This window comes from Pseudomonas uvaldensis (assembly GCF_021271205.1).
Taxonomy (GTDB): Bacteria; Pseudomonadota; Gammaproteobacteria; order Pseudomonadales; family Pseudomonadaceae; genus Aquipseudomonas; species Aquipseudomonas uvaldensis.
In genome coordinates this window covers 82,965-105,258 of the sequence record NZ_JAIWKS010000001.1, presented here as the reverse complement: position 1 = coordinate 105,258, position 22,294 = coordinate 82,965, and the positions used below count along the sequence as shown (strand labels likewise).

The 22,294-nt window shown below is 58.0% G+C and carries 21 protein-coding genes and 3 tRNA genes; 14 read left to right on the top strand and 10 right to left on the bottom strand.

Annotated features, from left to right (window positions below; all coding sequences use genetic code 11):
• Positions 1 to 112: 112 nt before the first annotated feature.
• Positions 113 to 967 carry a bifunctional methylenetetrahydrofolate dehydrogenase/methenyltetrahydrofolate cyclohydrolase FolD gene (gene folD / locus LCU97_RS00505; protein ID WP_053158517.1) on the bottom strand — a complete coding sequence of 285 codons (855 nt, stop codon included), beginning with the start codon at positions 965 to 967 and terminating at the stop codon, positions 113 to 115.
• 281 nt (positions 968 to 1,248) lie between these two features.
• Here folD and LCU97_RS00500 point away from each other — a divergent pair.
• The 3 genes from LCU97_RS00500 to LCU97_RS00490 all read left to right on the top strand — a co-directional run bounded on the left by LCU97_RS00500 (position 1,249) and on the right by LCU97_RS00490 (position 1,580).
• A tRNA-Arg gene (locus LCU97_RS00500) sits at positions 1,249 to 1,325 on the top strand.
• A gap of 40 nt (positions 1,326 to 1,365) precedes the next feature.
• Positions 1,366 to 1,441, top strand: a tRNA-His gene (locus LCU97_RS00495).
• Between the two features lie 54 nt (positions 1,442 to 1,495).
• Positions 1,496 to 1,580, top strand: a tRNA-Leu gene (locus tag LCU97_RS00490).
• Positions 1,581 to 1,593: 13 nt separating this feature from the next.
• On the opposite strand, the gene LCU97_RS00485 is transcribed toward LCU97_RS00490, so the two are convergent.
• Positions 1,594 to 1,869 (bottom strand): hypothetical protein, encoded by a 276-nt coding sequence (locus LCU97_RS00485; protein ID WP_232775293.1) that lies wholly within the window; start codon positions 1,867 to 1,869, stop codon positions 1,594 to 1,596.
• 138 nt (positions 1,870 to 2,007) lie between these two features.
• Between LCU97_RS00485 and tig the strand changes: the two genes are divergently transcribed.
• The 7 genes from tig to LCU97_RS00450 all read left to right on the top strand — a co-directional run bounded on the left by tig (position 2,008) and on the right by LCU97_RS00450 (position 11,616).
• Positions 2,008 to 3,318 carry a trigger factor gene (gene tig, locus LCU97_RS00480; protein ID WP_232775292.1) on the top strand — a complete coding sequence of 437 codons (1,311 nt, stop codon included), beginning with the start codon at positions 2,008 to 2,010 and terminating at the stop codon, positions 3,316 to 3,318.
• Positions 3,319 to 3,410: 92 nt separating this feature from the next.
• Positions 3,411 to 4,052, top strand: a complete 642-nt coding sequence (gene clpP / locus LCU97_RS00475) for an ATP-dependent Clp endopeptidase proteolytic subunit ClpP (protein ID WP_003183177.1) — start codon at positions 3,411 to 3,413, stop codon at positions 4,050 to 4,052.
• A 107-nt stretch (positions 4,053 to 4,159) separates the two neighbouring features.
• Positions 4,160 to 5,443: an ATP-dependent Clp protease ATP-binding subunit ClpX gene (gene clpX / locus LCU97_RS00470; protein ID WP_053158511.1), complete on the top strand. Its 1,284-nt coding sequence runs from the start codon at positions 4,160 to 4,162 to the stop codon at positions 5,441 to 5,443.
• A gap of 161 nt (positions 5,444 to 5,604) precedes the next feature.
• Positions 5,605 to 8,001: an endopeptidase La gene (gene lon, locus LCU97_RS00465; protein WP_053158508.1), complete on the top strand. Its 2,397-nt coding sequence runs from the start codon at positions 5,605 to 5,607 to the stop codon at positions 7,999 to 8,001.
• Between the two features lie 150 nt (positions 8,002 to 8,151).
• Positions 8,152 to 8,424 carry an HU family DNA-binding protein gene (locus tag LCU97_RS00460; protein WP_053158505.1) on the top strand — a complete coding sequence of 91 codons (273 nt, stop codon included), beginning with the start codon at positions 8,152 to 8,154 and terminating at the stop codon, positions 8,422 to 8,424.
• Between the two features lie 225 nt (positions 8,425 to 8,649).
• The gene (locus LCU97_RS00455) at positions 8,650 to 10,521 is read left to right on the top strand and encodes a SurA N-terminal domain-containing protein (RefSeq protein WP_053158503.1); all 1,872 of its coding nucleotides are present in this window, start codon (positions 8,650 to 8,652) and stop codon (positions 10,519 to 10,521) included.
• A gap of 222 nt (positions 10,522 to 10,743) precedes the next feature.
• Positions 10,744 to 11,616 carry a DUF2242 domain-containing protein gene (locus tag LCU97_RS00450; protein ID WP_232775291.1) on the top strand — a complete coding sequence of 291 codons (873 nt, stop codon included), beginning with the start codon at positions 10,744 to 10,746 and terminating at the stop codon, positions 11,614 to 11,616.
• A gap of 285 nt (positions 11,617 to 11,901) precedes the next feature.
• On the opposite strand, the gene LCU97_RS00445 is transcribed toward LCU97_RS00450, so the two are convergent.
• Together LCU97_RS00445 and LCU97_RS00440 are read right to left on the bottom strand one after the other, a co-directional pair.
• Positions 11,902 to 12,939, bottom strand: coding sequence for an AraC family transcriptional regulator (locus LCU97_RS00445; protein WP_232775290.1), 1,038 nt, complete (start codon positions 12,937 to 12,939; stop codon positions 11,902 to 11,904).
• A gap of 1 nt (position 12,940) precedes the next feature.
• Complete coding sequence (locus LCU97_RS00440) at positions 12,941 to 14,071, bottom strand: carbon-nitrogen hydrolase family protein (protein WP_232775289.1); 1,131 nt, start codon at positions 14,069 to 14,071, stop codon at positions 12,941 to 12,943.
• A 395-nt stretch (positions 14,072 to 14,466) separates the two neighbouring features.
• On the opposite strand from LCU97_RS00440, the gene LCU97_RS00435 reads away from it, so the two are divergent.
• From LCU97_RS00435 to LCU97_RS00425, 3 genes are all read left to right on the top strand, one after another.
• The gene (locus LCU97_RS00435; RefSeq protein WP_053158490.1) at positions 14,467 to 14,667 is read left to right on the top strand and encodes a hypothetical protein; all 201 of its coding nucleotides are present in this window, start codon (positions 14,467 to 14,469) and stop codon (positions 14,665 to 14,667) included.
• Between the two features lie 131 nt (positions 14,668 to 14,798).
• The gene (locus LCU97_RS00430; RefSeq protein WP_053158487.1) at positions 14,799 to 15,068 is read left to right on the top strand and encodes a YceK/YidQ family lipoprotein; all 270 of its coding nucleotides are present in this window, start codon (positions 14,799 to 14,801) and stop codon (positions 15,066 to 15,068) included.
• Between the two features lie 55 nt (positions 15,069 to 15,123).
• The gene (locus LCU97_RS00425) at positions 15,124 to 15,459 is read left to right on the top strand and encodes a hypothetical protein (RefSeq protein ID WP_232775288.1); all 336 of its coding nucleotides are present in this window, start codon (positions 15,124 to 15,126) and stop codon (positions 15,457 to 15,459) included.
• A 51-nt stretch (positions 15,460 to 15,510) separates the two neighbouring features.
• Here LCU97_RS00425 and LCU97_RS00420 read toward each other — a convergent pair whose 3' ends face one another.
• Entirely contained in the window at positions 15,511 to 15,723 is a 213-nt protein-coding gene (locus tag LCU97_RS00420; RefSeq protein WP_053158482.1) for a hypothetical protein, read from the bottom strand.
• A 379-nt stretch (positions 15,724 to 16,102) separates the two neighbouring features.
• On the opposite strand from LCU97_RS00420, the gene LCU97_RS00415 reads away from it, so the two are divergent.
• Positions 16,103 to 16,609, top strand: a complete 507-nt coding sequence (locus tag LCU97_RS00415) for an anti-virulence regulator CigR family protein (RefSeq protein ID WP_053158479.1) — start codon at positions 16,103 to 16,105, stop codon at positions 16,607 to 16,609.
• 21 nt (positions 16,610 to 16,630) lie between these two features.
• Here LCU97_RS00415 and LCU97_RS00410 read toward each other — a convergent pair whose 3' ends face one another.
• Genes LCU97_RS00410 through LCU97_RS00390 form a run of 5 tightly spaced genes read right to left on the bottom strand, consistent with a single transcriptional unit; the run spans position 16,631 to position 22,053 of the window.
• Positions 16,631 to 17,842, bottom strand: a complete 1,212-nt coding sequence (locus LCU97_RS00410) for an MFS transporter (RefSeq protein ID WP_053158476.1) — start codon at positions 17,840 to 17,842, stop codon at positions 16,631 to 16,633.
• Positions 17,843 to 17,881: 39 nt separating this feature from the next.
• Complete coding sequence (locus tag LCU97_RS00405) at positions 17,882 to 18,268, bottom strand: ectoine synthase (protein ID WP_053158473.1); 387 nt, start codon at positions 18,266 to 18,268, stop codon at positions 17,882 to 17,884.
• A gap of 20 nt (positions 18,269 to 18,288) precedes the next feature.
• On the bottom strand, positions 18,289 to 19,476 hold the full coding sequence (locus tag LCU97_RS00400; protein ID WP_232775287.1) for an acyl-CoA dehydrogenase family protein: 1,188 nt from the start codon (positions 19,474 to 19,476) through the stop codon (positions 18,289 to 18,291).
• A complete protein-coding gene (locus tag LCU97_RS00395; protein ID WP_232775286.1) occupies positions 19,469 to 20,497 on the bottom strand; it encodes a class I SAM-dependent methyltransferase in 1,029 nt (342 codons plus the stop codon). Before LCU97_RS00395 ends, LCU97_RS00400 begins: the two co-directional genes overlap by 8 nt.
• Positions 20,498 to 20,514: 17 nt before the next feature.
• The gene (locus LCU97_RS00390; RefSeq protein WP_232775285.1) at positions 20,515 to 22,053 is read right to left on the bottom strand and encodes a class I adenylate-forming enzyme family protein; all 1,539 of its coding nucleotides are present in this window, start codon (positions 22,051 to 22,053) and stop codon (positions 20,515 to 20,517) included.
• Positions 22,054 to 22,294 lie beyond the last annotated feature (241 nt).

Genomic DNA, 22,294 nt, shown 5'->3' with positions numbered 1-22,294 from the left:
CCGTTGGGACGGGTGCATAAATAAAGTTTAATGCAGGGGGATAAATGCACCTGTGGGAGCGAGCAGGATCGCTCCCACAGGGCTTGCATGACTTGCGGTGCGGGTGAACGTATCAGCTATGCAGCGTCTCTGCGGCGTACAGCGTGTTCTCCAGCAGGCAGGCGCGGGTCATCGGGCCCACACCGCCTGGTACCGGAGTGATCCAGCTCGCGCGGGGCAGGGCGGTCTCGTACACCACATCGCCCACCAGCTTGCCGTCGTCCTGGCGGTTGATGCCCACGTCAATGACGATTGCGCCTTCCTTGATCCATTCGCCCTTCACCAGCCCGGGCTTGCCGGCAGCCACAACCACCAGGTCGGCGCGCCCGACATGGCCAGCCAGGTCCTTGGTGAACCGGTGGGTCACAGTGACCGTGCAGCCTGCCAGCAGCAGCTCCATGGCCATCGGCCGACCAACGATGTTGGATGCACCCACCACCACCGCGTCGAGGCCATAAAGGTCAACGCCAGTGCTTTCCAGCAGTGTCATGATCCCTTTGGGCGTGCAGGGGCGCAGCAGCGGGATGCGCTGGGCCAGGCGACCGACGTTATAAGGGTGGAAACCGTCGACGTCCTTGTCCGGGCGGATGCGCTCCAGCAGGCGGGAGGCGTCGAGGTGTTCAGGCAGGGGTAACTGAAGCAGGACCCCGTCGATGTTCGGGTCATCGTTAAGGCGATCGATCAGATCGGCCAACGCTTGCTGGGTGGTTTCGGAAGGCAGGTCGTAGGCTTGGGAGAGGAAGCCGACCTCTTCACAGTCTTTACGCTTGTGCGAGACATAAACCTGAGAGGCAGGATCGCTGCCGACCAGGATCACCGCGAGACCAGGCGTGCGCAAGCCTTGCTGGCGACGCTCGGTGACGCGTTGGGCGATCTGCTGGCGCAGGCTGGCGGCGATCGATTTGCCGTCGATAAGTTGTGCAGTCATTGCGCGTGGTTAACCATCGAGAGGGGAAAAAAAGAGAGCGCATTCTCGCATGCCAGGGCGTGAGGGCAAAGGCGCTTGGTCTGCAAATTCCCCTAACCCCTTTAATTAAATGAATTTTTTTTAGAAAAGAGTTGACGGCCTTTCGGGTCGTCTATAAGATTCGTCGCACTTGTCGGGCACAGCCTAGCACTGGTTAAGAAGGTTGAGCGGAGTTGGCAGTTTCAATTCGGCAAAACTGAAAGCACTTAGTTTGTAATCGTCAAAGAATACAGATTAAAAAGGCGCCCGTAGCTCAGCTGGATAGAGCATCCGCCTTCTAAGCGGATGGTCGCAGGTTCGAGTCCTGCCGGGTGCGCCATTAGGCAGCTTTGGCACAAGTAACGCAGTAAGGCAATATGGTGGGCGTAGCTCAGTTGGTAGAGCACGGGATTGTGACTCCCGTTGTCGTGGGTTCGATCCCCATCGTCCACCCCATATTCTAGAAAGGCGCCAGATTTAACGGTCTGGCGCCTTTGCTTTAAAAGCTTGGCGGATGTGGTGGAATTGGTAGACACACTGGATTTAGGTTCCAGCGCCGCAAGGTGTGAGAGTTCGAGTCTCTCCGTCCGCACCAAACAAGTCGCTATTTAAATAGCAGAAAACGGCGCAGTACCTGAAAGGGGCTGCGCCGTTTTTGTTTTCAAGGTTTTTATTTGATCGCCAATTGCCCGTTCCGTTTGTGGGAGGGCGTGCACGGTTGCTTCGTCGTCATTGTGTTTCTTGATGATGCGCGATATGCCGTCTGTCCCCTGGTGGGGGCGTCTGTCCTGCGCTCGGAAATGGCGCTTCTTATATAAGGAAGCGTTGATGCAGAGCCTTGGGTTGATCGACTGTTTTTGCAATCCGGTAAGGGGCGGGTCCATGTGCCCTGCCTTTGAATTCGGCGCTTATTTTCCGGCTGTTTTCAGTAGGGTGACTTCTTGAGTTTGACCTACTAGAATGCATGCCCTTGATTCTGGGGTCGGAAACGCCGGCCAACGTCTGTGCAACGAGGAATATCCATGCAAGTTTCTGTTGAAAATACTTCTGCTCTTGAGCGCCGCATGAGCATCACCGTGCCGGCTGAGCGCATCGAGACCCAGGTCAACAAGCGTCTGCAGCAGACTGCCCAAAAGGCCAAAATCCCAGGTTTCCGCCCAGGCAAAGTGCCAATGAGCGTGATCCGTCAGCGTTACGAGGCTGACGCACGTCAGGAAGCCGTGGGCGACGTTATCCAGTCTTCGTTCTACGAAGCTGTGGTCGAGCAGAAACTGAACCCGGCCGGCGCACCGTCCGTCGAGCCTAAAGTACTTGAAAAAGGCAAGGACCTGGAATACGTCGCCACGTTCGAAGTGTTCCCTGAGTTCACCGTTGCCGGCTTCGAGTCCATCGCCGTCGAGCGCCTGAGCGCCGAGGTGTCGGATGCCGACCTGGACAAGATGCTGGACATCCTGCGCAAGCAGAACACCCGTTTCGAAGTGGCCGATCGCGCCGCCCAGAACGAAGATCAACTGAACATCGACTTCGTTGGCAAGGTTGACGGTGAAGTGTTCGCCGGTGGTTCCGCCAAGGCTACCCAGCTGGTGCTGGGCTCCGGTCGCATGATTCCAGGTTTCGAAGATGGCCTGGTCGGCGCCAAGGCCGGCGAAGAGCGCGTCCTGAACGTGACCTTCCCGGAGGACTATCAGAACCTGGACCTGGCCGGTAAGCCTGCCGAGTTCACCGTGACCGTCAACAGCGTTTCCGAGCCGAAGCTGCCTGAGCTGAACGAAGAGTTCTTTGCCCAGTTCGGTATCAAGGAAGCCGGTCTCGATGGCTTCCGCGCCGAAGTTCGCAAGAACATGGAGCGCGAGCTGCGTCAGGCCATCAAGTCCAAGATCAAGAATCAGGTCATGGACGGTCTGCTGGCCTCCAACCCGATCGAAGTGCCAAAGGCCCTGCTGGACAACGAAGTGAACCGTCTGCGCGTGCAGGCTGTCCAGCAGTTCGGCGGTAACATCAAGCCGGACCAACTGCCAGCCGAGCTGTTCGAAGAGCAAGCCAAGCGCCGTGTCGTGCTGGGTCTGATCGTGGCTGAAGTGGTCAAGCAGTATGAGCTCAAGCCTGATGATGCCCGCGTCCGCGAACTGATCCAGGAAATGGCCTCGGCCTATCAGGAGCCTGAGCAAGTCGTGTCCTGGTACTACAAGAACGAGCAGCAACTGAACGAAGTCCGTTCGGTTGTGCTTGAAGAACAAGTTGTGGATACTGTTCTGCAGAAAGCTAGCGTGACCGATAAAGCGGTCTCTTACGAAGAAGCGGTCAAGCCGGTGGAAGCTCCACAAGCCGATTGATTGTTCTGCGGTAAGAAATACACACCATAAGCCAGCCTTCGCGCTGGCTTATGCGTATTCAAGACATAACTATTTGGGAGTGACTGCGAGACATGTCCCGCAATTCTTTTTATCAGCAGAGCTCTGACATCCAGGCCGCAGGCGGCCTGGTCCCGATGGTTATCGAGCAGTCCGCTCGTGGCGAGCGTGCCTATGACATCTACTCGCGTCTGCTCAAGGAACGCGTCATTTTCCTGATCGGCCCCGTTGAAGACTACATGGCCAATCTCGTGGCGGCACAACTGCTGTTCCTTGAAGCGGAAAACCCGGACAAGGATATCCATCTTTACATCAACTCACCTGGCGGTTCGGTGACTGCAGGCATGTCGATCTACGACACCATGCAATTCATCAAGCCGGACGTTTCCACCATCTGCATCGGCCAGGCCTGCAGCATGGGCGCCTTCCTGCTCGCCGGTGGCGCCGCAGGCAAGCGTCACTGCCTGCCTAACTCGCGCATGATGATCCACCAGCCATTGGGTGGCTTCCAGGGCCAGGCGTCGGACATCGACATCCATGCCAAGGAAATCCTCCATATTCGTTCGCGCCTGAACTCGCTGCTGGCCCATCACACCGGTCAAAGCCTCGAAACCATTGAGCGAGACACCGAGCGTGACAACTTCATGAGCGCCGAGCGTGCGGCCGAATACGGCCTGATCGACTCCGTGATCAACAAGCGTCAAATGCCTGCCTGAGGCCCTCAAAATGCAGGTGGTTGGGATGACCGGCCGCCTGCGGGCTTGAAAAAGCCCGCAATTGCCTTCATCTTGTGTTGCAAGCCTATCGGATTTGGATCGATCGAATGACTGACACCCGCAACGGCGAGGACAACGGCAAACTGCTTTATTGCTCCTTCTGTGGCAAAAGCCAGCATGAAGTACGCAAATTGATTGCCGGCCCCTCGGTCTTCATTTGCGACGAGTGCGTCGACCTGTGCAATGACATCATCCGCGAGGAGGTGCAGGAAGCCCAGGCCGAAAGCAGCGCGCATAAGTTGCCTTCGCCTAAAGAAATCAGCGGCATCCTCGACCAGTATGTAATTGGTCAGGAGCGTGCGAAAAAGGTACTGGCCGTAGCGGTATACAACCACTACAAGCGCCTGAACCAGCGTGACAAAAAGAATGACGAGGTCGAACTCGGCAAGAGCAACATCCTGCTGATCGGCCCGACAGGCTCGGGTAAGACCCTGCTTGCCGAAACCCTGGCTCGTTTGCTGAACGTTCCGTTCACCATCGCCGACGCAACCACGCTGACCGAGGCAGGTTATGTCGGTGAGGATGTCGAGAACATTATTCAGAAGTTGTTGCAGAAGTGCGACTACGATGTGGAAAAGGCCCAGATGGGCATTGTCTACATCGACGAAATCGACAAGATTTCCCGCAAGTCCGACAACCCGTCCATCACCCGGGATGTTTCCGGCGAGGGCGTGCAGCAGGCCTTGCTCAAGTTGATCGAAGGCACGGTCGCTTCGGTTCCACCTCAGGGTGGTCGCAAGCATCCGCAGCAGGAATTCCTGCAGGTCGACACCCGTAACATCCTGTTCATCTGTGGCGGTGCGTTCTCGGGCCTGGAAAAGGTCATCCAGAATCGCTCTACCCGCGGGGGCATCGGCTTCAACGCCGAGGTCCGCAGCAAGGAAGAGGGCAAGAAGGTCGGTGAATCCCTGCGTGAAGTCGAGCCTGACGATCTGGTCAAGTTCGGTCTGATCCCGGAATTCGTCGGTCGTTTGCCGGTCCTGGCGACACTTGACGAACTGGATGAGGCTGCACTGGTGCAGATCCTGACCGAGCCGAAGAACGCCCTGACCAAGCAGTATGCCAAGCTGTTCGAAATGGAAGGTGTAGACCTGGAGTTCCGTTCCGACGCGCTGAAATCAGTAGCCAAGCGTGCCCTGGAGCGTAAGACGGGGGCTCGTGGGTTGCGTTCGATTCTCGAAGGCGTATTGCTCGACACGATGTATGAGATTCCCTCGCAGTCCGATGTGAGTAAAGTCGTGATCGATGAAAGCGTTATAGAAGGCAAGTCCAAGCCACTGTATATCTACGAAAACAGTGAGCCGGCTGCCAAGGCTGCCCCGGACGCCTGAGCGTCCGGTCGCCGGAATAAAGGAGGGGCCTTCGGGCCCCTTTGCTTTTAGCGTGATTTAGACGTGTCTTAGCGCTTGTTTTTTTTCAAGGCTGCCCCCATCTTGGTTTCAAGCTTACATTCATCTGTTTCCGGCCTTAGTGCCGCCGTAGAGGCGAAATCATGAAGACAACCATCGAATTGCCTCTCCTGCCATTGCGCGATGTCGTGGTGTATCCGCACATGGTTATCCCGCTGTTCGTGGGGCGCGAGAAGTCCATCGAAGCCCTCGAGGCTGCGATGACGGGTGACAAGCAGATCCTTCTGCTGGCTCAGAGAAATCCTGCAGACGATGATCCCGGCGAAGACGCACTTTATCGCGTAGGTACGATTGCAACGGTTCTGCAACTGCTCAAGCTGCCTGACGGCACGGTGAAGGTTCTGGTCGAAGGCGAGCAGCGCGGAGCGGTCGAGCGCTTCAGCGAAGTGAACGGTCATTGCCGGGCCGAGGTATCGCTGATCGACGAAGCCGACGTACCCGAACGTGAATCCGAAGTATTTGTCCGCAGTCTGCTGTCTCAGTTCGAGCAGTACGTGCAATTGGGCAAAAAGGTACCCGCAGAGGTCCTGTCGTCGCTTAACAGCATCGATGAACCTGGACGCCTGGTGGATACCATGGCGGCGCACATGGCGCTGAAGATCGAGCAGAAGCAGGAGATCCTCGAGATCATTGACCTGTCTGCCCGTGTCGAGCACGTGTTGGCGTTGCTCGACGGCGAAATCGACCTGCTGCAGGTCGAAAAACGCATCCGCGGCCGCGTCAAGAAACAGATGGAGCGCAGCCAGCGCGAGTACTACCTGAATGAGCAAATGAAGGCCATTCAGAAAGAGCTGGGCGACGGCGACGAAGGCCACAACGAGATCGAAGAGCTGAAGAAGCGCATCGATGCCGCAGGCCTGCCGAAGGATGCGCTTGCCAAGGCTCAGGCCGAGCTCAACAAGCTCAAGCAGATGTCGCCGATGTCCGCCGAGGCCACCGTGGTGCGTTCCTATATCGATTGGCTGGTCCAGGTGCCATGGAAAGCCCAGAGCAAGGTTCGTCTGGACCTGGCTCGTGCCGAAGACATTCTCGATGCCGACCATTACGGTCTGGAAGAGGTCAAGGAGCGCATCCTCGAATACCTCGCCGTGCAGAAGCGCGTGAAAAAAATCCGTGGACCGGTGTTGTGCCTCGTGGGGCCTCCTGGTGTCGGTAAAACGTCTCTGGCTGAATCGATCGCCCATGCGACCAATCGCAAGTTCGTCCGGATGGCGCTGGGTGGCGTGCGTGACGAGGCGGAAATCCGTGGCCATCGCCGTACTTACATCGGGTCGATGCCAGGAAGATTGATTCAAAAGATGACAAAGGTTGGCGTGCGCAACCCACTGTTCCTTTTGGACGAAATCGACAAGATGGGCAGCGATATGCGAGGCGATCCAGCTTCCGCATTGCTCGAAGTTCTCGATCCCGAGCAGAATCATAATTTCAACGATCACTACCTGGAAGTCGACTACGACCTCTCGGACGTGATGTTCCTGTGCACCTCCAACTCCATGAACATTCCACCGGCCTTGCTGGATCGGATGGAGGTGATTCGTCTGCCCGGTTACACCGAGGACGAGAAGATCAACATCGCCGTCAAATACCTTTCGCCCAAGCAGATCCAGGCCAACGGCCTGAAAAAAGGCGAGCTGGAATTTGACGAGGAAGCGATTCGCGACATCATTCGCTACTACACCCGCGAAGCAGGTGTGCGTGGCCTGGAGCGGCAGATTGCCAAGGTCTGCCGTAAAGCGGTCAAGGAACATGCGCTGGAAAAACGCTTCTCGGTCAAGGTCACTTCGGACCTGCTGGAGCACTTCCTGGGCGTGCGCAAGTTCCGCTATGGCCTGGCCGAGCAGCAGGATCAGATCGGCCAGGTGACTGGTCTGGCATGGACTCAGGTCGGCGGCGAGCTGCTGACCATCGAAGCCGCCGTGGTACCGGGTAAGGGGCAATTGATCAAGACCGGTTCGCTGGGCGATGTGATGGTCGAATCGATCACCGCGGCCCAGACGGTCGTGCGCAGCCGCGCCCGCAGCCTGGGTATTCCCGCCGACTTTCATGAGAAGCGCGACACGCATATCCACATGCCGGAAGGGGCCACGCCCAAGGACGGCCCTAGCGCCGGCGTAGGCATGTGCACGGCCCTGGTTTCGGCATTGACCGGCATCCCGGTTCGAGCCGATGTTGCCATGACCGGCGAAATCACCCTGCGTGGTCAGGTACTGGCTATCGGTGGGTTGAAGGAAAAACTGCTGGCGGCTCATCGTGGCGGGATCAAGATCGTGATCATTCCCGAAGAGAATGTGCGCGACCTGAAGGAAATTCCCGACAACATTAAGCAGGATCTTCAGATCAAACCGGTTAAATGGATTGACGAAGTCCTGCAAATTGCGCTGCAATACGCGCCGGAGCCCTTGCCGGATGTGGCTCCGGAGATCGTCGCGAAGGATGAAAAGCGAGAGTCTGACTCTAAGGAAAGAATTAGCACGCATTAATACGCATTTGCCTGGGGGGCTTCCTTGACAGTTTTTTAGAGCCCTTGTTATAAAGCGGCTCTTAAGTGTCTGTAGGCCATTCAGCACTCGTTTTTTGCTTTCACCAAAAAAAACTTAGAATCATCTCAAATAGATATAAGGGGACTTAGAGTGAACAAGTCGGAACTGATTGATGCTATCGCTGCATCCGCTGATATCCCGAAAGCTGCTGCTGGCCGTGCGCTGGACGCTGTAATCGAATCCGTCACTGGCGCTCTCAAGGCTGGCGACTCCGTTGTTCTGGTTGGTTTCGGCACCTTCTCCGTGACTGATCGTCCGGCTCGTACCGGTCGCAACCCGCAAACTGGCGAGGCGCTGCAAATCAAGGCCGCCAAGAAGCCGAACTTCAAGGCCGGTAAAGCACTGAAAGACGCCGTCAACTAAGGTTTCATCGAGTTTATCCGGGTCGGGGTCATGCCTGGCTTGGCAGCGGAGCGGTAGTACGGCCGGTTGTAGCCGGCCTGTCGTGCCAGGGCTCGCGGGTTCGAGCCCGGTCCGCTCTGCCAGTTACGAGAAGGCGCATCCTCGGATGCGCCTTTCTTCTATCCGGATTCTACCCACGCTCCACGGTTGCCTAATTTTTGAAGTTCAACCGTTTCTGGGGGACGCATGCTGCAGAATATCAGGGACAATTCACAGGGCTGGATTGCCAAGACCATCATCGGAGTCATCGTCGCACTGATGGCGTTGACCGGTTTCGATGCCATTTTTCAAGCCACCAGGAACAGCGACGAAGCGGCCAAGGTGAACGGCGAGAAAATCAGCCAGAACGAGCTGAGTCAGGCAGTCGATATGCAACGTCGCCAGCTCATGCAACAGCTGGGCAAGGATTTCGACGCCTCCTTGCTGGACGAAAAGATGCTGCGTGATTCGGCGCTCAAGGGCCTGATCGATCGCAAGTTGCTGTTGCAGGGCGCACAGGATGCGAAGTTCGCCTTTTCTGATGCCGCGCTGGACCAGGTCATCCTGCAAACCCCTGAGTTTCAGGTCGATGGCAAGTTCAGCCCCGAGCGCTTCGACCAGGTGATCCGCCAGCTGGGCTACAGCCGTATGCAGTTCCGCCAGATGCTGGCCCAGGAAATGCTGATCGGCCAATTGCGCGCTGGCCTGGCCGGCAGTGGCTTTGTCACCGATTCTCAGGTCCTGGCGTTTGCTCGCCTGGAAAAACAGACCCGTGATTTTGCCACCCTCACCATCAAGAGCGATGCGTCGGCAGTGAAACTGACCGATGACGAGGTCAAGGCTTATTACGACAAGCACGCCAAGGAGTTCATGACGCCGGATCAGGTGGTGATCGATTACCTTGAGCTGAAAAAAGCCTCTTTCTTTGATCAGGTCAGCGTCAAGGATGAGGACTTGCAGGCGGCGTATCAGAAAGAAATCGCCAACCTGTCCGAACAACGACGGGCAGCGCATATCCTGATCGAGGTAAACGACAAGGTCTCCGAGGCCCAGGCCAAGGCCAGGATCGAGGAAGTCCAGGCTCGCCTGGCCAAGGGCGAGTCGTTCGAAGCCCTGGCGAAGGAGTTTTCCCAGGACCCAGGTTCGGCGAACAATGGCGGTGACCTCGGCTTCGCCGGTCCAGGCGTCTATGATCCGGCTTTCGAAAAGGCACTGTACGCCTTGAACAAGGATCAGGTGTCGACACCGGTGCGTACCGATTTCGGCTTCCACCTGATCAAGCTGCTGGGTGTCGAGGCGCCGGAGGTGCCTACTTTTGCCAGCCTCAAGGACAAGCTGACCCGTGAGCTGAAGACCCAGCAAGTGGAACAGCGTTTCGTAGAAGCGACCAAGCAACTGGAAGATGCCTCTTTCGAAGCTTCCGACCTGGCACAACCTGCCCAGGACCTGAAACTGACCGTCCATACGTCGGCTCCGTTCGGTCGCGAGGGTGGAGAGGGCATCGCGGCCAACCGTGCCGTTGTCACGGCTGCGTTCAGCCCGGAAGTACTGGACGAAGGCGCCAACAGCACCGCCATCGAGCTGGATCCGGAAACTGTCGTGGTGCTGCGCGCCAAGGAACACCGCAAGCCTGAGCAATTGCCGCTGGAAAGCGTGTCTGCGGCCATTCGTGCCCAGTTGACGAAGGAGCACGCCAGTGCGGCTGCCAAGACCCGGGCCGAAGAGTTGATCGCCAGCCTGCGCGAGGGCAAGACTGAATTGGACAAGCCTGTCGACGGCCAGAGCTGGAAGGCCACCGAGGCGGCGACGCGCAGCCAGGAAGGTGTCGAGCCGGCGGTATTGCAGGCGATTTTCCGCATGCCCAAGCCAGAGTCCAAAGACAAACCGACCTTCACCAGTGTGACCTTGCCAGACGGAAGCCTGATGGTAGTGCGCCTGAACGGTGTGAACGAAGGTGCGGCGCCGACTGAGGAAGAGAAGGCCGAATACCGTCGCTACCTGGCGTCCCGTGCCGGGCAACAGGACTTCGCCGCCTATCGCAAACAACTGGAAAGCGCGGCGGACATCAAGCGTTATTGATGGTTTGACGTTTGCCGAACAAAAGACCCCGACCGCAAAGTCGGGGTCTTTTGTTTCTGGGCATTGCGATTAACAGGATGTTCATCGATCTGCCTGGTTTGCGTCTTTTTCCGGCAACCATCCCCCGGTAGACTTGTAACCCCTTTGAGACAGCAATCCCTACGTTGCCGGAATGCGTTCTGCTGCACAACGCGCCCCGGACCGTTTTCTTCAGGATGTTCAATGTTCAGATCATTTCACATGCGCACCGTCGGGCTGGTACTGATGCTGGCCGTCGCAGCCGGTTGCTCGTCGAAGAAAGCCGCCATTTACGAGCATGAGAACTTCGACGACTCCGGGACGTTTTCCCGTACGTATCCCGTGAGCGATGTGGCGACCTGCGAAGCCGGCCGCCGTGCCTTGCTCAGCCAGGGCTACATCATTACCAGTAGCGATCCGAAGCTGGTCAGTGGCCACAAGAGTTTCCAGCAGGCCGGTGATACCCACATGGAGATCAGCTTCAATCTGGTCTGCGCCGAGGACAGCGGCACCGGACACCGTTCGACGATGTTCGCCAACGCTCTTCAGGACCGTTATGCGCTGAAGAAAATCAACAACTCCGCCAGCCTTGGCGTGGGCGTGTTGGGGTCGGTGTCGATGCCGATCGGTTCGTCGGACGATTCCATGGTCAAGGTCGCCAGCGAAACCGTGTCGGCTGCCAAGTTCTATGAGCGTTTCTTCGCCTTGGTGGAGGCATTCCTGCCAGCCCCAGCGAAGACGGGCACCGAGAGCGCCGATAAACCCAAGACTGAACTGGGCGTTCCGGACACCAAGGGCGAGCCGGCCACGCTGACGCCCATGCAAACGCCGGAGCCCGTGGCACCTGCACCTGTCGCGCCCACTCAGGAAACGGCGCCAGTGCCTGCCGAAACTGCCCCCGCCGCCTCGGAGCCGGTCGTGCCACCGGCGGAGCCGGCACCGATTGCGCCCAGTGAGCCGGCACCGTCAGGGGAGACCGAGCCGACGGCTGAACCGGTGCAGGAAGTCATTACGCCACCTCCGCCCAGTGATCTGCCAGCCCCGACTGCGCCCATCCAGCCACTGCCTGCCTCCTGAGCATCGTGTGGTGAGGTGGAAATACCTTGCCACAGATCAGTCTTTAATTTTCCGCCCCTGTGCTACGTTTAAAACATGAAGTCTTTACTTCATGTTTTATTCATAAAGCAGCTTTATGCTGATACCAGCGCCATCAGGCATCGGTTTCAACGATAGGGGAAGGACTCGCAATGGATGATTATCAGGAAGAGCTGCTGGAATACCAGGCATACGAGCTGGACCCGCTGGAACCCGCCGAGGACGCAACCGAGTTGTAGGGGCGGGCGGCAGCGGTGGGCTCGAGGCTCATTTGTGTCTGTGACCGCGACGGAACTCCCCCGGCGTCTGGCCGTTCCACCGCTTGAAAGCACGTTGGAACGCTTCGGCTGAAGCGAACCCCAGCAAGTAGGCTATTTCACCGAAGGCCAGTTCAGTGTCGCGAATGTAGGTCATCGCCAGGTCGCGGCGAGTGTCGTTCAGGATGGCGCGAAATTGCGTGCCTTCTTCCGCCAGTTTTCGCCGCAGCGTCCAGCTCGGTAGTTTCAGGCGTGCCGCTACTTCCTCCAGGCCAGGCTCCCGGCCACCGCTGAGCAATGGCCCCAGCAACTGAATAATGCGCTCGCGCAGGCTACGGGTGCGGGTGAGTTGCTCCAGCTCCCGCTCACACAATTGCAGCAGGTGCCGCCAGGTGCTGGGACAATGCTGCGGGTTACGTTGGGCGAGGCTTCCCAGTCCCAGGCGCAGTTGATTCTGTTCGGCGCCGAACAGGATCGGGCAATCACCCAGGGTCCGGTAGTCTTCCGGGTAGGCCGGTTCCTCGAACTCGATGTCTATGCGCTCGGCTCGCAGTACGGTGCCGCTTACGCTGGATAATTGATGGAGCCAGCCGGCAATGATCGAATCCACGACGAAGCGGTTATAGGCGTTATACGGGCTGATGGAATAGAACCGTAGCCACGCCCCCTGGGCGTCTTCGTGAAAACTCGATTGACCTCGGTAGTTGGAGCCATAGAGTGGTTCGAAGCGAACCAGGCAGCGTGCGGCTTCGCGCACGGTCGGTGCCTGGGCTGCGGTGATGCCGGCCAGTCCGGCCTGGCTCAGGCGGCTGATTCGCCCCATGCGCAACCCCAGGGCCGGATCTCCGGTCTGTTGGATCGCTGCGTGACCCAGGCGCATGTAGCGTGGAATCGACAACCGGGCGCCGGGTTCGGCCAGGCGTGCGGCATCGAGGCCGTATTGTTCGAGCAAGGGTTGGGGGTCCTGTCCGTGGCTGGCAATCGCATCGGCCAGGCTATGGACGAAGCCCACGGACAGATCGCCCAGGCGCATCGGCTGCGGTTTCATGTCACAACCACAGGTTCAGCAGGCGCGCACCACGGGCTTCGCCGTCAGGGTAGTGCTGGCCGTCGTGGCTGATGAAACTCTGGCCGGCGCTGCCGTTATCCCAGAACTGTCCACGCAAGAACACGCTGACGCCGCCCTTGGCCTGGCTGACGGGAGCCCGGCTCGTCAGTGTCAGCCGATGCCAGGCCTGGCCTTCACTCACTTCACCTGGCTTGAGACTCACCTCGCTGGGGGTGGACAGGCCCTTATACCCGCCCCAGGGTTCGTTCCAGGTGTTTCGACCGAGGACGAAGGCGGGGACGGCGATCAGTTGCGCGCCCTGTTCGTTGAGTTGGCGGTAGTAGAGCGGGTACCAGCTGTCGCTGCCGATCAGGATGCCCAGGCGTCCGGCCGGGGTATCGAAGACGTGGGTTGCGCCAGTACGGTCGGCCCCGAGTACGTCGTGCTGGCCGAATACCGGGTGCTGTTGACGCTGGGGCTGCCCGAGGGGGAGGCCATCACGGCCGAATACCAGGCTGCTGTTGTACAGCGCGCCAGGGCCCACCTTCAGTTCGCCTTCGCTGACGCTGGGTTCGGGCAATACGATGGACCCGGCCACCAGGGTCACGCCAAACTCCTTTGCCAACCCGCCGAACAAAGCCTGGTAGTCATGGGCCATTGTGTCGGCTTTCATGCGCAGGTACGCATCGTCCAGTCGATTATCGCCCCGTGCGCTGACCAAGGCGCGAATAAACGCCAGCGGGTTGCTGACGGCTAGCCAGTTCATGGCCTCCTTCAGCGTACCGGCCTGATACAGCTCATCTTTTTCACCGCTGATCATCAACCAGGTGCCGATGTGCTCGGGCAGGACCACGACAGTCTTATCACTGAGAAAGCCCTGGTCGCGGGCGGCTTGCAGGTAGGCAGCCAGTTTACGATGCAGGCGGTCCGCGTTCTGGTAGTCAGTGGGGAACAATTCTGGCTGGATGCCCAGCAAGTTGCCTTGGTCGGCGGGCGTGCCCTGGTCAACTGCCAGGTTGATGCGCAGGTCCGACAGGTAATGGCCTGCGGGACGATCCGCCGTCCACAGTGCGTAGGTGGTCAGGGCGGCAATCAGGGCCAGTGAAAACAGCAGGTACAGAACTTTGCGCATAAGGAAAACAGTCAGCGGCCGTGTGTGATTCAGGTGCTTTATCGGTGTCACGGCAGGGTACGGTAAAACCCGGGATTCGCAAAAGAATGCGTGTCTTCTCTGTTCATTGTGGGGACAAAGCTTACTCGCGAAGGAAGCTATCCAGGATCAGAACGCCTCATTTTGCCAATTCTGCGCCCAACCCGGCATGTCGTTGCGACCCCTGATCCGCGGCTCGTAGTGGCAAAGGAATGATGCTAGATTCTTCGCGTTTGACCTGTACGCTGGGGGGCTTGTCGGCCGATGACCCAAAAGCAGGTCCAGGCGATTTCTCAGCAAATCATCAGTGATATCAAGCGCGCAAAAGCCGAGTAGTGCACGCTCTTGCGGCGCCTCTATCGAAATTGGATCAGTCAATGCCAAGCAAACCCCAGGAAAGCGCACCGGTGACGGCTGCTGACATCGAGCGCTCTATCCTGGCACTCAACAAAATGGCTGAACGCCTCTGGGGCGACGGTCGGGAAGCTGAGGCAAAAGCTTTGCTGGATGCCCTGGATGCGTTGAACAGAGCACTCGACAGAATCAGGATCGGGGAGAGCCGCAGGGTACTTCATTGAGGCGTGAAGAAGTATTTCGAACACAAGCGGCAGAGTAGAAAACGGGCGACTGATGAGTCGCCCGTTTCGTTGCGCTGGGGTAAATTTGCCGAACGTTGCGTGACCCCTGTCCGTAGTGTTGGAGTGACTGCATGAAATTTTTCCTGGGTGCATCGGCCGTTGTGCTGCTGACAGGGTGTTCGACGCTTTCCGAAACCTTCGACGATCACCCGCGCTGTGGTCCACATCCCTATTGTGGGTCCGCCAGCGACATTGAGCTGATCAAGGCGGCAACGGAGGAAGACGCCGGGATCTTGCGAGCCCTGGTGCCTGTAGCCGTGATTGACCTGCCATTCAGTCTGGTTGCCGATACGTTATTGCTGCCCTATACCGCGTTTGCCGCAGAGCCTGTTCGGGACTGATCCTTGACATGCCCATGCGCGAACACCCTTACTCGAAAATCCGAGGAGCCTGAACGTGAAAGGTAAAGTGGTCGCGGGTACATGTTGTCTGTTGATCGCCCTGGCTGCCCCATTCGCCTATGGCAGCGCAGCGGATGAGTCCGAGGAGAGTGCCTCGACGCTCTGCAAAATACTGGATGGCCTGGATGCCTTGACCCAGGCTTGCGAGTTTTCGACAAAGAACCGGACCGTCAACATTGTCATCGACGGGGCGCCAACGGATGCCGAAAAGCTCTGCCCGGAAATCAACGCGCTTGTCGAGCAGAACGACTTGGCTTTTACCGAAGGCTGGGCGGTCGAGATCGTCTCATCCCGCCCCGACTACGCCGTCATCGGCACTTGTCCGCTGTAGTGGGGCGATGATTATCGTTGTTGCTTCGTCAGATGACTGCGTTCACTACGTTCATAATTCTTGAGCGAGGGCTGGGTGGCTTCCCCTGACGTCGACCAATCCTATGAAGTCGAAGTGCAGCGATAGGTCCTGTCTCGCTTCACTGGCCGGCATTTCAAAGCCACCCACAATTTGTCCATGAAGCTCGCTCAACCGAATCGACTCCTCTTCCTTTGCCTTTGCCAGTCTCGCGTGGTTCGCTGCGATTTCGTTGAGGGTTGACACGGTACATCTCCAGTGGCTGACCAAGCATTGATAATTGTGCCGCCGCGTCAGGATCACGTCGTCCTGAGGCTACAGGGATCAATGGTGCAAACCCTGAGCCAGGCGTGGCGCTGCCATGAACACCACGTTCTGCAGGTGACGAATGGCGAAACGAAGTCCGCGTGGCGTTCATTCGGCGTCCGTGACGTCGGCAACGTGTCAACCATGCCTCAACAATAAGTCACTGATAATACAGACCGACCCGTCCATGGCCGTCGTGGTGTCGGCCGCTTTGTGCATGACTTGAAATGCACCCACGGCGCGCAGTGTGATATGGAACTAATATCACTCTTGACCTCTATATGAGCAGGGGATATCCCCTTTTTAAGTGAGAACCATCATGCTCAAATCGCGCTCGTTGATTGCAGCGGTTACCTGCTTCGCCCTGGTGGTGGGTGCCGAGACGGTTGTAGCGGATCCGGGTAACGGCAAAGGAAACGCTCAGTTCGACCAAGGGCCGGGTCAAGGACAAGGCAAGGGCGGACCGGGCAACAAGGGTGGCCAGGGTAACCCCGGCAACAAGGGTAACCAGGGCGGCAAAGGTGGTGGCGGTGGGGGCGGCGATTGGCATAACGGCCCCAGCATTGACCGGAGCGGCATTATCGGCGTGATCGGCGGTTACCGTGATTATTGGAGCCCCGGTCCGGCACTGCCGCCGGGTATCCAGAAAAACCTCGCCCGGGGCAAGCCGCTGCCTCCGGGGATTGCCAAGAAGCTGGACGGGCGGCTGCTGGGGCGCCTGCCGCATTACGATGGTTACGAATGGCGGCAGGCGGGCACTGACCTGATTCTGGTAGCGATCGCCACCGGCATTATCTACGAGGTACTCAACGGCGCGTTCGATTGATACGCTGTGGGCCGGCGTCGGTCACTCCGGATCGACGCCGTAGGCCGCTGGTGCGGGTGTCGTTTTTTTAAACGCGACCACCACGGCCATGCCGATCAGGCTGGTGGCGAAGGCCAGTAGCAGGATCACATGTTGTGTACCAATGGGGGCGGCCAGCACGGCGACCAACAATCCCGCCAGCGGTTGGGACAGGTTGTTGAGCAGCGTGATGACGCCAACGGTCTTGCCGAAATCCTGGGGCGGAATGACTTGTTGGCGGATGCTGCGCATGTACACGTTGAACATCTTGTCGAAGCCGACGACTAGCAGGAAACCCACCACATAGCCCCATGCGCTGGGGCTGAATGCCGTGACGAATGCGCCTGCGGCGATGAGCGTGTACGACAGGGCTCCCAGTACCTTCAAGGGCAGCGTAACCCGTGCCAGGAAGAACAGGATAACGATGGTGGTCAGGGCACCGGCCGCTTGCACACCGGCGTAATAATCCTTGCCGGCATCGTACTGGCCGATGACCATGGCCGCCGATGTAGCGAGGGTCACGCCTATGATCAGGTTGACGCCCACGGCGAGGCTGATGACCTTCTTCAATTCCGCCAAATCGCGGATATGACCGAAAGCGATGCGCAACGGGTTCCACCAGAGATCGTGATGTTGTTCGAACGTTTCCAGGGTGACCGAGCTGCTGCGTTGCCAATACAGCATGGCAAGGTCCGCCAGCAGAAACAGCCCGGCAATCGCCAGCACCACCCAGTGCCATGCCCACACTTCAAGCATCAGCGCGGCGAGCAACGGGCCCAGCACCAGCCCCGTCTGGTCGGCGATCTGTGAATAGGACAGGGTCTTGGTGTAGGTGTAGTGCTTGAATATGTAGGGCATCACCACTTCGCGGGCCATGATGCCTTGGGTCGTGAGTACACCGCACAGCGCCGAAAGCGCCACGATCCAGTAGATACCACCCAACAGCGCATACAGAATCACTGCCGCGACACACGCCACGGCGCGGTAGACCTGGCTGATGTGCAGGATTCGGATGGGTGGGAATTTGTCGCACAGGGCACCGCAGATCGGGAACGACAGATACCGCGGCAGGGATTCGACAAAGAAAGCCAGGCCTGCCCAGGAGACGCTGTTGGTGGTCTGAAACACAATCAGCGGGACGATGAAGAGCAGTATCTGGTCGGCCAGCCGGGAGAGGAACATCGAGGTGAAAAAGGCCAGGTAATCCTTGCGCATGGTGTTCTCGTGTCGAGGAGCGGGGGAGCTGGTTGCAGCTCAATAGGCAGAGCCGGACGCGTCATTGAGATTATGTCGCTCGTCGCCCTTGAGAGGCGGATTGAAGACGCTGACCAGGATCAGATCCTGGTCTTTGCCGCCACGCAGGTAATGGCGGTCATGCTGGTCGAGTACGTAGATGTCGCCTGGGCGAATCGGGTACACGTTGCCCTCCATGTCTTCGACTTCACCCTCACCGGCAATGCAGTAGCACGCTTCGAGATGGTTACGATACTGGAGCAACGATTCTGTCCCGGCGCGCACGACGGTATGGCACACGGTGTAGCCCATGCCGTCTTTTTCGGTCAGCAACCGATGGCTGGTGCCGGCGCCCCACTCGACAAAGTGAGCGGTTTTTTCGATATCGGATTTATTGCGAACAAACATACCTGTCTCCTTGGTGAGTGTTACGGCGTGTTCAGTGGCTGGGCACAGGCCGGCGTATCGACGGCAAAGTCGGCGAAGGCCTGCATGGCGCTGTCCCAATGGAGGTCTCGGTGTGCCACCATGGCCTGCAGGTCGCGCCAATGGCGATGGAGCGTGTTGTCACGGGTCATGGACGAGGCGCCCGCATGTTCGACCAGGCGCTGGATCGCTTGAAGGCAAAGCCTTGCCACATAGGCGCGATCGCGCTTGAGTCGCAGCAGCTCATCCATGGATAACGACCGTCGTGCCTGACCGGATTCATGCAGCAGGGTCACCAGTGTCGTGTACAAGGTCGTTGCCGCCGACAGTTGCGCGGCGCTGTGAGCCAGCCGTTCCTTTGCCGGGGCGGACGCAGGCACTTTCTGCTGTCTCAGCGATTCGACATACGCGGCATAAGCCCCTTCGGCGCAGCCCAGCACAGGCCCGAGAATGGAGGTTGTTATGAAAGGAACGATGGGCACGCTGTACAGATAGTCGCCGGACAACTCGTTCGTCCGGTGCGCGAAAACATCTTCCAGGCGGAACACCTGTTCGGCGGGCACCAGGACATTCTGCAACAACACATCATGCGAACCCGTGGCAGCCATGCCGCAGGTGTCCCACGTGTCCAATATCTCCACGTCGCGGGTCGACACCACCAGCAGCATCCGTTCTGTGCCGGGAGTACCGCTGTGATCGGTCACAGGGCCGTTGAGCAATAGCCAGGTGCCTTGCTCGATCCCTGAACTGAAGCGCCAGGTGCCGTTAACCCGAATACCGTCCGAGTCAGCCGATAGCCGGCTGTGGGGACCGACCGATGCGGAGGCAAACAATTGTGGCCGATCATCCTGATACAACCTGTGTTGGCAGGCGTGGCTCAAACGACCCGCAATCGCAGCATGTCCGCCCACCAGACTGATCATCCAAGCCGTCGAAGCGCATGCAGTGGCGGCAAGTCGTGAAGCTTCCATCAACGTGGGCCAGCCGGGAGCGTCCAAGGGCTTACGACGAGGGGAGACCAGTTCAAGCAACCCATCGCTGAATAATTCGTCAAAGGTGGCTTGGCTCAACTTTCGGTTTTTCTCGGCGTCGGCCGCGCGCTGGTGCCAGCCTGCCAAGCGTTGCCGGACCCGTTCCACTGGCGTTGGCCGGAACGCTGCATCGAGGCTATGCGTGTGGTTTTCACCCATTGGCGCGTTCCTCTTCGCACGGTTGCGGGCGACTCACATAGCCGATGGCGCGAGCCTCGAAACAGAACCCTTCCGGCTGGTTGATCGGGCCCAATAAGCTGAGGAACTGCTCAAGTCGGGGCCCATCGTCCGTGGCAACGAATTCGTAAAAATTCGTGCTGTTCCACAGCAGGTAGACGTATTTGAAATGACTGGACAACGCGTCGACGAGTTCGTGCATCAACACTTGGCCGTTTTGCATTTGCTCCAGCATCTGTTGACGTTTCCAGTCAATTTCCTCTTCAGAGAAATAGCGTGTCTTGAAGCCGCTGTCCTTTACCCGCTCACGCTCCAGGTATTGCCCGAGGTCCTCGTGATTGAGCTTTTCAAGAAAGAACACCAGGGCGCCGGGTTTCAGCAAGGGCTTTATGTGATTGATCTGAGCTTTGCGGTCGCGGGTATAAAACTGGAAGGCCGCCGTTTCATAGACGTAATCGAACCCCTCGTTGAACCGTTCGTAGGGCTCCTCAGCGAACAATCTGGGGTGCAGGGTCAGGAACGACTGGGGGTAGAACAGCGAGCGCGCCGGGTCGGCATGTCGGTCGAAGTGAGGTTGATTCGCCTGGTTGGGTGAGGTGGTGAAGGTGCTGATCAAGCCCTGTGAATGCGCGGCGAGTGCGCGTCCGTTGCTGCCGTCAAACGCGTCGATCTCGAAAAAACCGAAGGTTCGGGGTTCGGTGGCCTGCCGGGCCTGGGAGAGTCGTGAGAGGGCAACGCCGACTCTTGCCATCTCCTCGAGGATATACGGGACACTGGCCAGGAAGTGCAGGAACAATGGGCCGGCGTCCTCCACCAGACGGTCGTGATAGGCCACTACGTCGGCATCGGCAATGGAGTGCCTGATATGGCTGGTCAGCGATTGCGCCGGCACCTGGGTCGCGCCAGTGGCCAAACGGTGGAAGTGATCGGCGAGCTGCAGCATTGAGCTGCTTTTCAAGTCCTGTTCCGGGCTGAACGAGGAGATCGGTTGTGCGGTGTCCATTTTATCGCTCCCTGATATCAGATCAGTCCTTTGGCCGTGATCTTTCCCGAGTCGGTTTTCGGCAACGTATCCATGAATGCCCACTGGGCAGGCACCATGTGCCAATCCAGCAAGGCCTGGCAGTGATCCAGCAGCATCTGCTCCGTTGTGTCCTGGCAATCGGCTTCCAGTACGACGCAGGCCTTGGGGACGAAGCCGGCGGCCTCGTCCGCAACGGGGACCACCACGACCTGAGCTACCGAAGGATGGGAGGCCAGGCATTGTTCGATTTCTCGAGGATTCACTTTCCAGAGATGACGGGCAAACAGATCGTCTTTCCGGCACACGTAATAGAGATATCCTTGAGCATCCTTTCGGAAGAAGTCGCCGGTACGGTAAAACCTGTCGCGACCGAAACTGTTGTATTTGAACGCCCTGGTTGTTTCTTCAGGCATCTTCCAATATTCCAGCATCAGATAGTTGCTGCTCACCAGAAGTTCGCCGACGACTTCCGGCTCTGTAATGGGCTCGTCCTGTTCGTTAACAATCAAGGCGTGAACGCCTTTGAGTGGCTTTCCTACCGAGCCCGGGCGCAGTGCAATGTCGGATGGAGGCAGATAACTGACTCGCTTGCACTCGGTAAGGCCGTAGTTGGAATAGATATCGACATTGGGCAGTGCTTCTCTTATTTGTTGGATGTGCCGTGGGTAAAGCGGTTGGCCACTGCTGGATATATAACGAAGTGAAGGTAATTGTCCTTGCCAATGCTCGCCCATGCTTGCCAAGAGGAAAAATACCGGTGGAAAAACATGCAGGCCGGTCACGTGTTCTCGCTTGATGACTTCGAGTACATCGTCGGCACAATTTGCTGTTCGGCTTTCGATCACCGCGGTACCGCCAAAGAACAACGGCATCATGATGTTGTAGACGCCGTAATCGGAGGCCAGGGTGGAATAGCTGAGGATGACATCACTGGCGGTATTGCCCAGGTAATCGATCACGCTGGTCGCGGCCGCAATCATGATGGGGTGATTCACCACCACGCCTTTGGGGTTGAAGGTGGATCCGGAGGTGTAGAAGATTGAAGTTGGCAGGTGTTCGTCGATGTCGGGAAGGGCTCTTTCCAGGTCTTGCGGCGTCAGGGTATCCAGGGCTTTCCCAAGGCTGGGCGCTTCTGCCGGAAGGTCTTGCTTTGTGCTGAAGACCAGGATCGTCTCCAGACTGGTCTGCGAGACCAGCGCCTCCGGATCCTCGTAGCGATCGGTGAATAACACCCGGGCATCGGTGTGCTTGAGTTGATAAAGCAGTTTGCTTCGGCTGTAGGTGGGGTGCGTCGCTGCAGTGATTGCACCGACTTTCAATACTGCCAGAAAAGCCGCGATCAAGTCCGCGCTGATACCGGAATACAAGGCCACACGGTCGCCACATTTGACGCCGCACTTGATTAACAAAGCGGCGATCTGTGTGGCACGCGTCTCCAGGACATCATACGGTGTGTGGACACCGTCGATGACCAGCGCTGACTTGTCAGGCGTACGACGGGCATTGTTCTCAATGAATTGATGAAAAAGAGGCATCAGCGTTCCCTTGCGTTAACTGCCTAATGTTTCGGTTAGATCGTTAATTCACCGGAGCGGTGACATCTATATGAGCGGGAAACGGGCGAGAAGAAGGACGCGCCTGTGAAGGGCTGAGGGACGTTTCAAGAAAGAATAGAACGACATAAGCTTGATCTCCTTGTTGTTTTTATTGCAATCCCTGGTGAAGCTTAAGCGTGAAGTTGCCCTGATAGTTCCATCCTGAAGTTTGAGTGTCAAG

What these genes read in the sequence shown, in the direction of transcription:
- clpP (WP_003183177.1), top strand. Translation starts at nt 3,411, where the DNA reads ATGTCCCGCAATTCTTTTTATCAGCAGAGCTCTGACATCCAGGCCGCA.
- LCU97_RS00395 (WP_232775286.1), bottom strand. Translation starts at nt 20,497, where the DNA reads ATGGACACCGCACAACCGATCTCCTCGTTCAGCCCGGAACAGGACTTG.
- LCU97_RS00455 (WP_053158503.1), top strand. Translation starts at nt 8,650, where the DNA reads ATGCTGCAGAATATCAGGGACAATTCACAGGGCTGGATTGCCAAGACC.
- LCU97_RS00415 (WP_053158479.1), top strand. Translation starts at nt 16,103, where the DNA reads ATGCTCAAATCGCGCTCGTTGATTGCAGCGGTTACCTGCTTCGCCCTG.
- LCU97_RS00410 (WP_053158476.1), bottom strand. Translation starts at nt 17,842, where the DNA reads ATGCGCAAGGATTACCTGGCCTTTTTCACCTCGATGTTCCTCTCCCGG.
- LCU97_RS00390 (WP_232775285.1), bottom strand. Translation starts at nt 22,053, where the DNA reads ATGCCTCTTTTTCATCAATTCATTGAGAACAATGCCCGTCGTACGCCT.
- LCU97_RS00435 (WP_053158490.1), top strand. Translation starts at nt 14,467, where the DNA reads ATGCCAAGCAAACCCCAGGAAAGCGCACCGGTGACGGCTGCTGACATC.
- folD (WP_053158517.1), bottom strand. Translation starts at nt 967, where the DNA reads ATGACTGCACAACTTATCGACGGCAAATCGATCGCCGCCAGCCTGCGC.
- lon (WP_053158508.1), top strand. Translation starts at nt 5,605, where the DNA reads ATGAAGACAACCATCGAATTGCCTCTCCTGCCATTGCGCGATGTCGTG.
- tig (WP_232775292.1), top strand. Translation starts at nt 2,008, where the DNA reads ATGCAAGTTTCTGTTGAAAATACTTCTGCTCTTGAGCGCCGCATGAGC.
- LCU97_RS00400 (WP_232775287.1), bottom strand. Translation starts at nt 19,476, where the DNA reads ATGGGTGAAAACCACACGCATAGCCTCGATGCAGCGTTCCGGCCAACG.
- LCU97_RS00450 (WP_232775291.1), top strand. Translation starts at nt 10,744, where the DNA reads ATGTTCAGATCATTTCACATGCGCACCGTCGGGCTGGTACTGATGCTG.
- LCU97_RS00485 (WP_232775293.1), bottom strand. Translation starts at nt 1,869, where the DNA reads ATGGACCCGCCCCTTACCGGATTGCAAAAACAGTCGATCAACCCAAGG.
- LCU97_RS00405 (WP_053158473.1), bottom strand. Translation starts at nt 18,268, where the DNA reads ATGTTTGTTCGCAATAAATCCGATATCGAAAAAACCGCTCACTTTGTC.
- LCU97_RS00445 (WP_232775290.1), bottom strand. Translation starts at nt 12,939, where the DNA reads ATGAAACCGCAGCCGATGCGCCTGGGCGATCTGTCCGTGGGCTTCGTC.
- clpX (WP_053158511.1), top strand. Translation starts at nt 4,160, where the DNA reads ATGACTGACACCCGCAACGGCGAGGACAACGGCAAACTGCTTTATTGC.
- LCU97_RS00440 (WP_232775289.1), bottom strand. Translation starts at nt 14,071, where the DNA reads ATGCGCAAAGTTCTGTACCTGCTGTTTTCACTGGCCCTGATTGCCGCC.
- LCU97_RS00430 (WP_053158487.1), top strand. Translation starts at nt 14,799, where the DNA reads ATGAAATTTTTCCTGGGTGCATCGGCCGTTGTGCTGCTGACAGGGTGT.